17 protein-coding genes are annotated in these 15,365 nt (G+C 31.7%); 3 read left to right on the forward strand and 14 right to left on the reverse strand.

Features of this window, described 5'->3' with window-relative positions:
- Positions 1-79: 79 nt before the first annotated feature.
- On the forward strand, positions 80-895 hold the full coding sequence (locus Q0828_RS14175; protein WP_298422225.1) for a hypothetical protein: 816 nt from the start codon (positions 80-82) through the stop codon (positions 893-895).
- Between the two features lies 1 nt (position 896).
- On the opposite strand, the gene Q0828_RS14180 is transcribed toward Q0828_RS14175, so the two are convergent.
- From Q0828_RS14180 to Q0828_RS14245, 14 genes are all read right to left on the reverse strand, one after another.
- A complete protein-coding gene (locus Q0828_RS14180; RefSeq protein ID WP_298422228.1) occupies positions 897-1,154 on the reverse strand; it encodes a hypothetical protein in 258 nt (85 codons plus the stop codon).
- An 11-nt stretch (positions 1,155-1,165) separates the two neighbouring features.
- Complete coding sequence (locus Q0828_RS14185) at positions 1,166-1,720, reverse strand: sigma-70 family RNA polymerase sigma factor (protein WP_298422231.1); 555 nt, start codon at positions 1,718-1,720, stop codon at positions 1,166-1,168.
- Between the two features lie 176 nt (positions 1,721-1,896).
- Positions 1,897-2,349: an SRPBCC family protein gene (locus tag Q0828_RS14190; RefSeq protein ID WP_298422234.1), complete on the reverse strand. Its 453-nt coding sequence runs from the start codon at positions 2,347-2,349 to the stop codon at positions 1,897-1,899.
- A complete protein-coding gene (locus tag Q0828_RS14195) occupies positions 2,350-2,964 on the reverse strand; it encodes a hypothetical protein (protein WP_298422237.1) in 615 nt (204 codons plus the stop codon).
- A 73-nt stretch (positions 2,965-3,037) separates the two neighbouring features.
- A complete protein-coding gene (locus Q0828_RS14200) occupies positions 3,038-3,751 on the reverse strand; it encodes a DUF2071 domain-containing protein (protein WP_298422240.1) in 714 nt (237 codons plus the stop codon).
- Positions 3,752-3,761: 10 nt separating this feature from the next.
- A complete protein-coding gene (locus Q0828_RS14205) occupies positions 3,762-4,682 on the reverse strand; it encodes a TIGR01777 family oxidoreductase (protein WP_298422243.1) in 921 nt (306 codons plus the stop codon).
- Positions 4,683-4,695: 13 nt separating this feature from the next.
- Positions 4,696-5,103, reverse strand: coding sequence for a hypothetical protein (locus Q0828_RS14210; protein ID WP_298422249.1), 408 nt, complete (start codon positions 5,101-5,103; stop codon positions 4,696-4,698).
- Positions 5,104-5,115: 12 nt separating this feature from the next.
- A complete protein-coding gene (locus tag Q0828_RS14215) occupies positions 5,116-5,463 on the reverse strand; it encodes a hypothetical protein (protein WP_298422252.1) in 348 nt (115 codons plus the stop codon).
- Positions 5,464-5,467: 4 nt separating this feature from the next.
- Positions 5,468-6,358: a class I SAM-dependent methyltransferase gene (locus Q0828_RS14220; RefSeq protein WP_298422255.1), complete on the reverse strand. Its 891-nt coding sequence runs from the start codon at positions 6,356-6,358 to the stop codon at positions 5,468-5,470.
- A complete protein-coding gene (locus Q0828_RS14225; RefSeq protein ID WP_298422257.1) occupies positions 6,355-6,690 on the reverse strand; it encodes a hypothetical protein in 336 nt (111 codons plus the stop codon). Before Q0828_RS14225 ends, Q0828_RS14220 begins: the two co-directional genes overlap by 4 nt.
- Before the next feature lie 61 nt (positions 6,691-6,751).
- Positions 6,752-7,126: a hypothetical protein gene (locus tag Q0828_RS14230; protein WP_298422259.1), complete on the reverse strand. Its 375-nt coding sequence runs from the start codon at positions 7,124-7,126 to the stop codon at positions 6,752-6,754.
- An 80-nt stretch (positions 7,127-7,206) separates the two neighbouring features.
- Positions 7,207-7,710 carry a MarR family transcriptional regulator gene (locus tag Q0828_RS14235; protein ID WP_298422261.1) on the reverse strand — a complete coding sequence of 168 codons (504 nt, stop codon included), beginning with the start codon at positions 7,708-7,710 and terminating at the stop codon, positions 7,207-7,209.
- 70 nt (positions 7,711-7,780) lie between these two features.
- Positions 7,781-9,343, reverse strand: coding sequence for a hypothetical protein (locus Q0828_RS14240; protein WP_298422264.1), 1,563 nt, complete (start codon positions 9,341-9,343; stop codon positions 7,781-7,783).
- Positions 9,344-9,375: 32 nt separating this feature from the next.
- Positions 9,376-11,409 (reverse strand): M3 family metallopeptidase, encoded by a 2,034-nt coding sequence (locus tag Q0828_RS14245; protein ID WP_298422267.1) that lies wholly within the window; start codon positions 11,407-11,409, stop codon positions 9,376-9,378.
- 168 nt (positions 11,410-11,577) lie between these two features.
- Here Q0828_RS14245 and Q0828_RS14250 point away from each other — a divergent pair, with 168 nt between their 5' ends.
- Together Q0828_RS14250 and Q0828_RS14255 are read left to right on the forward strand one after the other, a co-directional pair.
- Complete coding sequence (locus Q0828_RS14250; protein WP_298422270.1) at positions 11,578-14,022, forward strand: T9SS type A sorting domain-containing protein; 2,445 nt, start codon at positions 11,578-11,580, stop codon at positions 14,020-14,022.
- A 91-nt stretch (positions 14,023-14,113) separates the two neighbouring features.
- Positions 14,114-14,890 carry a T9SS type A sorting domain-containing protein gene (locus tag Q0828_RS14255; RefSeq protein ID WP_298422273.1) on the forward strand — a complete coding sequence of 259 codons (777 nt, stop codon included), beginning with the start codon at positions 14,114-14,116 and terminating at the stop codon, positions 14,888-14,890.
- Positions 14,891-15,365: the final 475 nt, after the last annotated feature.

Genomic DNA, 15,365 nt, shown 5'->3' on the forward strand with positions numbered 1-15,365 from the left:
TTTACTTTTATTTTATAGCGAATATGGAAAGTTTTTAACGAAAAATATAGGTTATGAACAGTTTAGTTATTTTTGCGTGATGAATGTTTTAAAGAAACTTTTCAATTTTTATTTAGATAGTAGTATTCATATAGGTTTAAGTGTATATGCATTAACATATAGTACTTTGTTACTATTTGAATTACCATATGATGAAGCTGTGTTATATTTCACATTTTATGGAACTATTGTTACGTATAATTTTATTAAGTATGGAAGTTCTGCAAAGCGTTACTTTTTTGTTGCTTCAGCGTATAAAAAATGGATTCAATTATTGAGTTTTATTTGTTTTGGATTGGCACTTTTTTACGCATATCAATTACAATTGAAAACACTTTTTTTTGCTATTGGGTTTAGTGTATTGTCTTCATTATATATTTTACCATTTTTACCTAAACAGAAAAATTTTAGAACATTGCCAGGACTCAAAATTTTGATTGTTGCGTTATGTTGGGCAGGTGTAACAGTTGTTTTACCGTTGGTAAATGCGGATGTTTTTCAACTAAATCAGTTAGCAATATTGGTTTTGATACAACGTGTTTTACTTGTTTTAATTTTAATGATTCCTTTTGAAATTAGTGATTTACAGTTTGATGCATCAGGCTTAGGGACGATGCCGCAACGAATTGGAATCGCTAAAACAAAATTAATTGCTTATGCTTGGATTTTATTTTTTGTAGTTATTGAATTCTGGCAAACAGAAATATATTCAACTGTATTTTTTAGTACAATAGGATTAAGTGTATTGTTAGCAATAGTTGTTTGGCAAGCAAGCATAAAAAAATCGAAATACTTTACATCTTTTTGGGTAGAAAGTATTCCGATTATATGGTTTTTAGCACTACTTTTTTTGTAGCCTAATATTTGCTCATTTCTTCTTGCAGTTTGCGTTGCATTTCTGCTTTCTTATCTTGTTCTATGGCATCAATCTTAGATTTGTCCATCAATTTTGTCAACTTATTATTATTACTTGAATAAGCTCTTGTAAAGCGACACCAAGATAGTCTTACGTTCAATTTTACTTTTTCCCAAAAGCTAGCTTCCCCATATTGTGTTTTGTCACAAATGTGTTTTGCTTCTTCACAGGATATAAAAAATTTATTCTTTGTACTCATTTAATTTATTATTAATACCAGTTCTGTTCGAGGCATCCAGAAAGAGCTGTACGCGCTCTATGGATGATAACCCAAAGGTTAGACGCAGTTATATTTAGATCATTACAAATAGTTTCAGTATCGTATCCTAAAATGGTTTTCATTTTAAAGATTTTCGCTTGCTTTTCAGGAAGTTTGTCGATGCAATCTTCAATAGCAAGTCCTAATTCTTCGTTCTGTATTTGATCTTCGGCATTCTTGTCATAGCCGTCTGCAACACGTTCTTCTAACCAATCTCCTTCAGATTCTGAATCAGAATTATAATTGATACGCACTTCGGCTTGTCCTTTTTTAGAGTTTATTTTACGGTAATAATCAATGATTTTTCTTTTCAAAATAGAAATCAACCATGTTCGTTCGGAAGCTTCTCCTTTGAAATTAGCCATTGATTTTAATCCAGCAAAAAAGGTCTCTTGGACTAAGTCTTGCGCAGTTTCTCTATCTTTCACCCTAACAATCGTATAATTGAAAAGGTAATCCGCATAGAGCGTAATCCACTTATTAGGATCAAGTTGATGATTTGGCATTGATGGTGTAATTATTTCTTCAAAAGTAAACGATAATTGTTAGAATAAAAAATTATTACGAAATACGAAAAATCCTTACTTTGTTAAATTTAACAATTCCTGTGTTTTTGTAGTTCCTTTTTTTTGGGAAAGTCAAGAATATAGAAGTTTTTCAAATAAATAAACACAATACTGCATTATAAAACTTCTGCACGTTTTTTGATGTGTTGATTTCGTTGCAGTAAAAATTTTGTCATATATGATTTTAGAATGCAATAGTTAAAAAATCGTCCAAAGATTCCGTACGGAACTTCATAGTTGAGTATGTCAATCATTTCGGTACCGTTTTCGTTTTCTTTGAAGATATGTTCATGATGAAAACTTTTAAAAACACCTTTCTGCATCTCATCTACAAAACGTGTTGGCGACTCGAAAGCAGAAATGATACTTGTATGTTGTAAGTATATACCAAAATGTTTGGCTCGCCACGTAACGGTTTCTCCAAGTTCAATTTTACCAGAAGTTCGTCCAGCAATTGCTTTTTCACGTGTATGGTTTGCTGAAGCTTCGTGCTCAGTAATATCTCTGGAAAGATCAAAAACCAATTGAATTGGAGCGTTGATGTGTGTGTTTATATGGATTGCGGTCATTTAAAATTTATCAGATTTTTGCTGCAACACTTCTCTTGCACCTACAGGAGAATATCCTTTAGCGATGATTAAGTCATTGAGTAGTTCCCAAGTTTTATACTCATTAAAAAACGGTTGTTTCATTTTTGATGCTTTCATCTGAGTAACCATTTGTTCATAAATATGATCGGCATCTGTTTTAGTAATTTCTGAAATAGGACGTAATCCTATTAATTCTGAAGTAGAATAAAGTAATGATTTTTGAGTTCTTTCTTTTTTGGTGTATGCTGAAAATTCCTTTAATATTTTCCTGCCCTGAATAGTATCAACAAGCATTATTTTTTTGTCTTTTGTTTCTAGATTTTGAGCATCATATTTATGTTTTCCTAAAAAAACCATTTTACTATTTTTATTAATAATAGAATCTCTTAAAATTTTATGAGCATAATTAGGTGTGGAATTACATTTCTGAAATTCCTTGCATTCAAATACTAATATAGAATCTTGTACTTGTTTTATTTTTTTTATTTCATCTTTTGCGATAAAATAATATGCTTGATCAAATAGAACGGTTTGCGCATTTGAGTATAGCATTCCAATAAAGAAAATAAGTACTATTAATTTGATAGATTTCATAGCTGTCACATTTTTATGAGTAGTTAAAGTAGTAATTTATAAAGAAATATGGATATATAAAATAATACAGTTTTTAGTTTTTTAAAGTTTTTTTCGGTTCCACCGTTATTGCAGAGCCTTCCATTAGAAATACAGAATCAGGTGTTTGTTTTGTAAGATGAGCAAACTTTTTTCCGTAGTTCAGTTCAAAATCTACATTTACAATGTATTCATGTGCCTTATAATACAACCATTTTGGATGCGTAACTTCGTATTCAAATGTTTTGTTTTCGTTGTATTTGGTGTAACCAAAATAGTGTTCTGAAATAAATTCTATTTCCGAATTTAGCGGAAATGATTTCGGGTTGTTACTTGCTTTTATAGCAATAGATTGCTCTTTTTGTTGGTGTTTCCAAGTATATGAAATGTCAATAGTATTTGATCCAATATCCCAATTGTGCGACATTGGCAGCGTTATGTAATGTTCATTATACACTGTATTTGCAACAAAACTCAACAAGCGTTTTGGAACAATTTCCTGAATGAATACAACGCCTCTTTTTACAATATCATTTTCCTCTCGTTTTACATAAAATCGAAGGTTTACTTCTTCAAACGTATGTAGCGAAGGCATTTTACAACCTAATACTTTGGTGTTTTTAAACAAGAAACCTATAACACTGACAAAACATTTTCCATTATAACTGTCAAGTGTTGTTCCTTTTGGAACATATTCTTGTAATAATGCTGGGTTAACAGTGTAATTGATAAAGACCAGTTTTCGCCATTCGGCTGTTAAGAAACTCATAGTGTATTTTTTATCGTTGTACAATTTCTTTCATAGCAGTTTCTGCTGTTGGATATGTAAATTGAAAACCTGCATTTAGCAGTTTTTCCGGAATAACATACCTGCTTTTTAAAATCAATTCAGCTTCCGTTCTAATAATTCTAGCGCCAATGTTGAGTAACCATATTGGTTGCGGTAAACCAAACGGAATTTTTAATGCACGTCGCAACGTTTGCATAAATTTTTTGTTCGGTATAGGATTAGGCGCTGTTATATTAAAAATTCCAGCTGTACTTTTGGTTAATAGAAAATCTACAGCGCGACAGAAGTCGTGTTCATGAATCCAGCTTACTTTTTGGTTTCCATTTCCTTGTGTGCCACCCAGTCCAACTTTTGCTAGGTTTCTTAAAGGTATGAAAGCACCACCATTTTTTCCTAATACGATGGACGTTCGCAACGCAATTTTTTGTGTTCTTGGTGTTTTCATGTTGTAAAATGTTTCTTCCCACGATTTGGCAACATTCATAGAAAAATCATCACCTATAATACCTGTAACTTCTGTCATTTCCTTGTCTAGCGAATGCTTATAAATCGTAGCTGTAGAGGAATTTATCCAAACTTTTGGCGGAACTGCGCATGCCTGAATTGCTTTTCCTAACACTTCCGTAGAGTGTACTCTGGAGTTTAAAATTTCAGCTTTGTTTTGTTCGTTGTATCTGCAATCTACAGATTTTCCTGTAAGATTGATTAATGCTTCAATTCCTTCAAGCTCTGTTAACCAAAGATCCAATGTTTTTGCATTCCATTGTACATACCGAAGCATGTCGTTTCCTGTTTCTTTGACATTTCGCGAAAGCACTACTATTTCATAATTTTTAGGAAGATAGAAATCAATTAATGCGTTTCCTAAAAATCCACTTCCGCCTGCGATGACTATCTTTTTTACTTTCATGTTGGAATCTTTTTTAGTTAAACTTTGTAAATTCTTCTGTAGCAACTTTTTGTTTTGAACGTCTAGCAACTTTTCTTCCTCGTAAGAATAGGAATAGATTTAAGAGTAACATGACACCTAAATAAATAGAGAAACCACCAATTTTTTTACTTAAAATTTCGATAAGTTCTTGGTTGGTAATTTCCATTGTTTTGCTGTAATAGTAAATTTTCATAATGAGCAACGCCCAACCAATATTTACCAAGTAAAAGCCAACTTCAAAGAGTTTGTTGGTGGCAATAGCAATGTTTTCTTCGCCTCTAAAAATATCAACCATAAAGCTTTTTCCGCTTTCAAATAGTTTTTTAGAGACAAAAATGGTGAGTCCAATGACAATTGGTAGGTAGATAAAATAAGCAATGACAATTTTTGATGATTCCATAGTAATATTAGTTTATTGTTTGTTTTTTCTGTTTAAAAATTTAATCCAAAAGATGTTGTTGTAATGTAAAATTGCAAGTACAAGAATCGTTTTTCCGAGTATGTCTGACAATGCATTCATCATTTCATAACTTGTGCTTACGCTATCCCAAAAAGCAATTGTAATGGTCGCTGAGCCTAAATTGATGAGGTAATACCCAATCAATAATATTTTATTTAAGCTTGCTACAATTTCTGTATCATCCTTAAACATATCACACATAAATACTTCGCCACTTTTGTAAAGTATCCAGCCTACTTTTATCGTGATGAAAAAGATGATAGGAATGTAAATGATATAGCTTAGAATGTTGAAATTCATGAGATTACTTTTTAGCTGTAATGATATAATATCCAAAGTTTGTTAAGCTTAAGCTAGATAATAATGCAAAGAATGAACCTTTTAAGTTTTTGATACTTTCTGACTTTAGTGGTTCTTTTTTGAAAAGTTTTTTTAAGATAAAACCGCTTATTGTAAAAGGAACATGTAATACAGAAGGTGCAACTCTGTACCATATATTTTGAACTTTTACATCTTTGAAGCCAATTCGTTCTAAGTCAGCTTTGACACGATTTACATTTCCTAAGTTTTGTAAATTCCAGGATTCGCATAAACCTTTATAGGTATATTTTGCTAACGGATTCATGTCGTTAAAATCCTTTTTAGTAAAGGCATCAGCGATTACAAATGTGGAACCAGGTTTTAGAATACGATGTGTTTCTTCTAATGCATCTGTACTACAACCCGAATGACATAGACTTTCAATTGCCATTGCTCCATCAAAAGAATTTTCTTGAAAGAATGTATTACGATAATCTCTATTTAAAATAGTTCCGCGTTCGGTGTTTAACAATTCGTTTCCTTTTTCAACCTGAAAAGGAGAAATTGTCAAACCTGTAACAGCTAGGTTTGGATACTTTGAAAGTCCATAACGGATAGAAGCGCCCATTCCACAACCTAAATCTACAATGTGTTTCTTTTTATCAGTAATATGTAAACGTTCAAATACTTCTTTATTCATTTCATTTAGCATACCATCACGCTTAAATACACAGGTTTTAAATGGTACAAAATATCCAAAGTGCATGTTTAAATCGTTACTCCAAAAACGATAGTCTTCGGTCGCTTCATTATAAAAATCAATTACTTGTTCTTTGTTTGAAGGTGATGTTTTGAATTCCTTTTTTAAATAGGAGAGAAGACATAGATTTTTCATAATACTTGTTGTTTAAGTTGTGATACGATATAGGTAAAATAGGTTCCTATTGTCATAGGAATTAATATGCTAATCAATATTCCATATTCTGGATATATATTGTTTTTCATATATAGAATGAATATGAAGTACAGAAGTATTGTTGTTCCGTAAATACTTAAATGATCTTTTATGTTTTTGGAAAATTTGTCATAATTGAATAGTAGTACTAAGAAAAACAGGATTTGAATAACTCCAAGAAGAATTTGCATGTACAAACCTAAAATGATGGTTAAATATCCTAAAAGCGTTAATCCGTAAATGGTGTTGTTGGTGTAATAAATGAATTTCATGTGATTATATTTTTAAACTTTCAGTAATTTTTGAAACATGTTTTGAAATAAAAAAGGAATATCAATTCCCTTCGTTTTGTAAGCATACGGTTTTTTGATTTTTAGCGTTTTTTAGTTGATATACAATGTATGTGAAATACGTTCCAAGACTCATAGGAATTAACACCAGTGATGTCCATTTTTGTTTAAAGTGTACAATTGAAAAATGGTTGTGCGAAAAGTAAAACATGAGATACAAACCTGTAATTACTCCATAAATAATTAAATGTTTCTGTAAAACTTTTGGATGCTTTGAAAAATTAAAAATCAAAATTGAAAAAAGTAATACTTGTAAACAACCAAGTAGAAATTGCATCAACAAGCCATAAATGACTGTAATGTACAACCCAACGGTGATGATATAGAAAATTTTGTTAATGTGATAAATGTCTTTCATAACTATTGTATATTTTAAACTTTCAGTAATTTATGAAACTTTTATTGAAATAAAAAAGGAAAATGAATTCCTTTCGTATACTATTTTAAGAGCTTCATGAAGGTTTTTGTCAACCAATTCGACTCTTGATTTACAACTCGATTCATAATAGAATCTGCCGTTGATGCTAACTCGTGAAGCGCTTTCGTTTGTTTGATAAATTCTTTCACTTTATCTGTGCCATCATCTTCAATACTACTTACTTCTTTTAGTACTTTTAACGTAGGTTGAATTTCTCTTCTACTACGTTCGCGAGCAATTTGCTTTGCGAGCTCGTTAATGTCTTTCTCTGAAGTGAAGTACTCTTTTCGTTCACCTACTTTTGACGTTTTGTATACAATTCCCCAATCAATTAATTGACGTAAGTTCATGCTAGTATTTCCTCTTGAAATGTGCAATTCTTCCATTACATCTTCCATCGATAATGGCTCTGGAGAAATAAAAAGTAAAGCATGAATTTGAGCCATTGCTTTATTAATTCCCCATAAGGTTCCTAACGATCCCCATGTTTGTATAAACTTATCTTTTGCTTCTTTGTAATTCATAGTACAAATGTATGATAATTTTTAAACTTTCAAAACTTATTGAAAGTTTATTTTCATTTTTTATGAAATTTTACTTGATTTTGTACTTTAAGTAGAAGTAGTCAGTTGCATTGTCTATATAACATTCTTCAGGATTTTTAGCATAGATTATGAATTCAGTGTCCGAAATCCAATGCATGGAAAATTCGTCCAAAAGCATATTGTTTTCATTCAATTTGAATGGATATGACCAAGAATTTGTTTGTAATGATATGTAATGTTGGTAGTTTTTGTCTTTGAGTTTGTTAACAACCATATAGGTTTGCTGCATACATTCGAAGTCGTGAAAAATGGCTACACTATATTTTTTTGAAGGCGAAATGTATGGATATCCATTAAATGTATGCAATGTATCTCCCGTTTTTTTACTTAAAACGACATACTTCTCATCCATAAAAAACATACTTTCATTAACCATATAAGCAGTTGGAAACGCTTCGTGAAATGATACATTGAATGTTCTAGTAGGATTATATTCAGAATTGTATGTTGTGTCTTTTAAAACACGTTTCTTTCCGTTTTCAAAAGGCAAGGTAAGTACTTTTCCTTTTTTATATGTAATTGTATTAGTTGGAAATACTGTTGGCTTCTTAATGATTTTGTGTTTGTAAGTATTGAAATCTATGCGTTTAATTTCAAACAGTTCTTTAAGATCAATACTAGCGTTTTCGTCTCCTGGATTGTTGCCTATTTTTAAATATTCATACTCATATGGAAAACTTGCTTCATATTTTACAGCATAATCATCATACAAAAATCCTGAAAAAATGTAGCCAATATTAGCAGACTCAATATGAAAGTCTTTTCCTTGTGTTACTTTTTTTGGGTCAAGTATAATCCTAGCTTTTGGTGCCTTAAGAGTGTTTCCATTATCTTTTACAGTCGTAGAATCTTTGGTGTAATCAATTATATATACAGGATTACCATAATTCACTTTACCAATCTGTTTTCCTTCGACATCACGAATTAATAAACCACTTTTTGCTTTTACTATTCGTTTGGGCATTTCATGAAGATATCCTTTAAACTTGCCTAAATAACGATAATGTTTAAACGTTACAGGTTTTGTACTCTTTTCAATTTTTCCGCTTTCGCGAATAATAAATTCTAGCGCTGTATCATGCCTTGTATTCTCAACAAACAATGAATTTCCTTCCATGAATGTTTTCATGACAGAACCGCCTTTTTTACCGTGATGATCTACAGGTATATGGCTTATTAAATTGTAGTTTGAATCATAAGTAGCCAAGTGCGTTGATCCAAACGTTGTATTGTCAGATGTGCCAAAGACAAATGTTTTATACTTATTTGAAGGATTCAAGTTTGCCAAAAAACGATATTCTAAAGAAGCGTCATAGGTTATAAAAATACGCTGTAGTTGTAAGGCTTCAAACTCTTCTTTAGAGAGCAATCTACCATTTTTATGATATTGCCAAACGCGAAAAGGATCATTAATAGTATACTTTTGAATAGAATCTATAAAACTGAAATAGCGAACTTCTTTAGTATCTTGAATAGAAGTGTTAGTGGTTTTCTTATCAGAAGTATTTTTACACCCAAAACATAGAAAAAGCAAAATGAAGATATAACGCATAATTCTATGTTTTGAGTGTTTGATATAATTTTTTAATCAACTAATAAACCAGCACGTTTTAATAAGGCATCTGGTTTTGGAGCTTCTCCACGGAAACGTTTGTACAAAGTCATTGGATGTTCTGTTCCACCTTTAGATAATACATGTGTTGCAAATTTTGAAGCAATTTCTTTACTAAAAATGCCATTCTCTTTAAAATATTCGAATGCATCAGCATCCAATACTTCTGCCCATTTGTAACTGTAATACCCAGAAGAATATCCACCTTGAAATATATGAGAAAACGCAGTACTCATTGCCGTTTTTGGATTCTTTGGGAACAATCGGGTATTTTCAAAAGCAGCTTGTTCATGCGCTTTTAAGTCAGTAATAGCAGTTGGGTCAATTCCGTGCCAACTCATATCGAGCAATCCAAAACTTAGTTGGCGCATTGTTGCCATTCCTTCTAAGAAAGTTGCAGACGCTTTTATTTTTTCAATAAATTCCATCGGAATCACTTCATCTGTTTCATAATGTCTGGCAAAAATGGCTAACGCTTCTGCTTCATAACACCAATTTTCTAATACTTGACTTGGCAATTCAACAAAGTCCCAAAATACAGACGTTCCGCTTAAGCTCGGATAGGTTGTATCTGCAAGCATTCCGTGTAATGCATGACCAAATTCGTGAAATAAAGTTGTAACTTCATTAAATGTTAGTAATGAGGGTTTTGAAGCTGTTGGTTTTGTAAAATTGCAGACAATAGAAACATGCGGACGTTCTACCTTTCCGTCTTTTCGTTGCTGTGATTTATAAGAAGTCATCCAAGCTCCATTTCGTTTTCCTTTTCTCGGATGGAAATCTGCGTAAAATACAGAAACGAAATTGTTTTGACTATCATATACTTCATATGTCTTTACATCTTCATGATAAGTGTCAATATCAAAAACTTGCTCAAAACGTAAGTCAAATAGTTTATTGGCAACTGTAAATGCGCCTTCAATTATATTTTCAAGTTTAAAATATGGTTTTAGTTTTTCATCATCCAAATTGAATAATTCTTGCTTTAATTTTTCTGAATAATAGGAGCTATCCCAACTTTGTAATTGCTCAATTCCGTCTAGCTTTTTAGCAAAGTTTGATAATTGTTGAAACTCACGTTCGGCAGCTGGTTTTGCTTTTTCTAGCAATTCATTTAAAAAAGAGATTACTTTTTCAGGTGTTTCTGCCATACGTTCTTCTAATACAAAATGTGCATGTGTTTTATAACCTAATAAATTAGCACGCTCATGACGTAATTTTGCAATTTTTAACACATTGGCTTTGTTATCCAATTCATCATCTTTAAAAGATTTAGAACCAAAAGCAGTTGCCATTTGTTGTCGCAATTCTCGGTTGTCAGCATATTTCATAAAAGGAATATAACTTGGATAATCCAAAGTGAAAATCCAGCCTTCTTCGTTTTCGCTTTTAGCAATAGCTTTAGCGGCTTCTAAAGCTCCATTAGGAATTCCTGCAACGTCTTTTTCATCCGTTAAGTGTAATTTAAATTTATTCGTTTCAGCGAGTACATTTTCACCAAAAGTCAAACTTAATTTTGAAAGTTTTTTATCAATTTCACGAAGTTGTTCCTTTTTATCTTCGGGTAGGTTGGCACCATTTCTAGAAAACCCTTTAAATTTTTTATCGAGTAATGTTTTTTGTTCAGTTGATAATGCTAAATTTTCACTGTTTTCATACACATGTTTCACTCTTTTAAATAAATCTTCATTTAATGTAATATCATTTGAAAACTCAGTTAATTTTGGAGAAATCTCTTGTGCTAACTTCTGAATAGTTTCATTAGTTTCTGCAGAATTTAAGTTGAAAAATATACTTGTAATTCTATCCAATTGTTGCCCAGAATATTCTAGTTTTTCAATTGTATTCTCAAATGTAGGAAGACTTGTATTATTAGTTATTCGATTAATTTCTTCTTTAGTACGGACTATTTCTTCTTCTATTGCAGGAATAAAGTCAGTTACATTAATTTTAGAAAAAGGAGCAGTTGTGTGTTTTGTAGGAAAATTGGTATTTAAAATGTTCATTTTATCGGTCTATTTGTGCTTTTTGTCGAAATTGAATTTTTATCTTTGTAAGAAAAAGTTATTTTACACCGAACGTATAGTTTTATATAAACAAATTTTTCTCTGTATTTACGATTAAAAAACCAAAGATATAGAATTTACGTATACAATATTAAAATCGCCCTGATTATGAAAAAGTTTACAATATTAATTTTATTCCTACTATTTATTACCGCTATGACGGCGCAACCACCAAATGATGGTTACTACCTAGATGGTGTTGATGATTTTATAACAGTACCAAACACAACAAATATAAACAGTACTACGACCAACAATAGAACATACGAGATGTATTTTAAAATCACCTCTACGAGTGCAAGGCAGATGATCTTTAAAGAAGGAGGTGGAACGCGAGCGGTGATTGCTTATGTAGAAAATGGTTATCTAATTATGGGATCCTATAACAGAGCTGATTATACACCAAATTGGCAAGGAACGTTTTATAGAAAAGCAATCTCGGCTAATACTTGGTACCATTTTGCATTGGTTTTTGACAATGCATTAGCAGGGAATGCAACAACAAATCCTATGACTACTACAGCAAATACAGCATTGAAATGGTATTTGAATGGAACTTTACAAACAGAGTTATCAGGCTTTCAAGTTGGAGGACATAATTCACTACGTATAGGATATAAAAATGAAAATTTGCGTTTTCCAACATGTAGTACATGGACAACATCAGGATTATCAGAATATTGTTTCGGAACGATTACAAACGATAATGGAGGTGATGAATACTATTTTCAAGGAAATGTTTGGGGATTCAGATTATGGAATGATGTGCGAACAGCAACAGAAATCGATGACAACAAAGATGTTTTAATTTCAACAGTTGGAACTAATGATTTAGTAGCGGCATTGGATGGAGATGAACTAACATATTTAAATAGTAGTGATAATGCAGTTGAGGTTGAGTCAAACAATAAAACTGTAATTACTTGGTCAGCAACCGCTGCAACTTCAAGTTGGACAACAGCAAGCAACTGGGTTGGAGGAATTGCTCCAGATGCTACAAGATTAGAATCTGTAATTATTCAAAGCTCTACAAATTATCCAATATTAACATCGCATATTGAAGTTGGAGAGCTTACAATAAACGCAACTGCATCTGTTACGGTAAATGCAGGTGCAACATTAGATGTTCATTATGACATGACAAACAATGGAACAGTTACTATAGAAAATGATGGAGCTTTTATTGCACGTAAAAATAAAGTTGTAGAAGGAACAGGTAGTTATACTGTAAAACGTGATTCACCTGATTATATAAACAGATATTTCTATTCGTACTGGTCTACACCAGTTGATGAAGCTAGCACAACAATTACAACTATTTTTCCAAGTGTAGGTGGATATAAGTATTATTGGAATGCGTCAGCAACAAATGCGTCTTGGGGTAGCGATCATACAGAAATGGAAGTAGGAAGAGGTTATGCACTTAGAGCAAATCATTACAATGTACGAACAGCAATTTACACAGGAACGGTAAATAACGGAGATATTGTTGAAAATGTATATTATACTACAGATCCAAATTCGGGAGAGTCTGGATATAATATTATTGGAAATCCATATCCTTCTGCACTAGACTGGGAAACTTTTCAAAGCGACAATGCTGATGTTATTGAAGGAACAGTATACTATTGGAGGCAAACAGAAGCACCAATTGGAGACAATTTAGCATCTGATTATATTGAGTATAATAGTACAGGTTCTAACCCGCTAGGAGCGGCAGACGGAAACATAGGAACAGCACAAGGTTTTGCTGTACAAGCAAAAAGTGGAGGCGGTGTAGTTACGTTTAAAAATACACAAAGAGTAGTTGCAAATAACGATCAATTCTTTAGACCAAATAGTACAGGAGCATATACACCAGAAACAGCAAATACGTCTAGTAATAGCCAAACAGATGGCAGGTTATCACTTCGCATGCACGGAAATGGTGTATACGCGACACAATTACTAGGGTTTATTCCTGAAGGAACAAATGGATATGATGAAAGATATGATGGAGCTTTTATAAATGAAGGTTCTAGCTTAGAATTTTATTCATATGTTGGCGATAGTAAAATGTCTATTCAGGCATTACCAGAACTTGCAAACTCTAATGTTGAAATTCCTTTAGGATATCAAGTATTAGCAAGTGCAACATATACAATTCAAATTGACGCTGAATATTTAAACCCTGATTTTGATATTATTTTAGAAGATAGATATAATGGAACATTTACAGACTTAAGACAAGTTTCATATACATTTACAACAAGTCCGGTAGAAGAAAATGATCGCTTCTTTCTAAATATTCACAGTAGAAGTACATTAGATGTAGAAGATATTGCTTTAGCAAATGAACAAACAAATGTATTGATTAAAGATAATGAATTACGTACGATTACAGATCGTACAGATTTTGAAACAATTACACTATATGATATTTCTGGAAAGCAAATCATTCAACGTGATTATAAGAATGCAATAGCAATTCCTCAATTATCGAAAGGTGTCTATATTGTGAAATTGGTTACTGAAAATGGTATCACTGTAGTGAAGAAAATTTTAAAGTCTTAAAAAAGAATTAATTAGTAGTAGTGTGTTGAATTAATATTTTGTTTATAATTGCACTAGAAGAGTTTAAGAAAGCTAGCTAAATCTTCTTATCATGAAAACAAAATTATTCTTTACACTACTATTGATAAGCCTTTCCGTTATATCTTACGGACAAAATAGGTCGCAAGGAGGCAATAACAATCAACTTATTACACCTGAAGATAGTTCCACTGATGGACGTATTTCATTACGTTTATCTGGAAATGGTTCTTTTATGACAATTCTTTTAGGGTTTATTCCAGGCGGAACTATAAATTATGATGATGGATTTGATGGTACTTTTATCAACGATGGAGCGGTTTTAGAATTCTATTCAATGTTAGGAACTACAAAACTTTCCATTCAAGCCTTGCCAGAATTGGCAGGACATGATGTTGAAGTTCCTCTAGGATACGAACTTACAGCAGCCGAGACTTACACTTTATCTATTGATGCAGAATTCTTAGATCCTGATTTTGACATTATTTTAGAAGATAGATATGAAGGTCTATTTACAGATTTACGCCAAACAAACTATTCGTTTACAGGAATGGTTGGTGAATTTAATAATCGTTTCTTTCTAAAATTGGATCGTAGAGCGTCATTAGGTGTTGAAGATATTCATAAAAACTTAACAAGTTTGCATGCGTATTTTACAAATGATTTACTCACCATACATACAAAACAAACAAATTTTAAAACTGTAGAACTCTTCAATATATCTGGTAAACGTATCATAACCACTGATTTTGCAAATGAAATAACTGTAAATAGCTTGGTAAAAGGTATTTATATTTTACGTTGTACAGACATTTCAGGCGCTGTGAGTGTCAATAAGCTTGTAAAATAACACAATAAGACACATTCTGTCGATTATTTTTTGTATTTCATCGATTCTTGGTAGAAATACAATCCGCTATTGTTCAAATTATCAGAGAATTAAGAATTTTGTCCTGTTGATTTAGTAGAGATAGTTTTTTTCATAATAACAAAATATATGTAACCTACTTGACACATGTACAATGTTGATAGCCCTATTACACTGTATAGTAATTAAAATGGATTGGTTGATGTAAACCCTTTAAATGAAAGTTTAAAGGGTTTTTTGGTTTTTACATGAAGTATAAATATGTATTTCTTTGATAGAAATGTCTTTCATCGAATAGTTAGTGCATTTAAACGAGAAAACGAATTTATAGCAGTTTCAAAAGTGCAAATAATGATCAATACAATACTTTTGAGTCATCATTACAAACTTATTTATCCAAATATGTTTTTGGGGTAAAAAATGATTAATAATATGGTAGGTTAGTTTTATTTTTAAT

The organism is uncultured Kordia sp., assembly GCF_947496985.1.
In the GTDB taxonomy this organism is placed as follows: Bacteria; Bacteroidota; Bacteroidia; order Flavobacteriales; family Flavobacteriaceae; genus Kordia.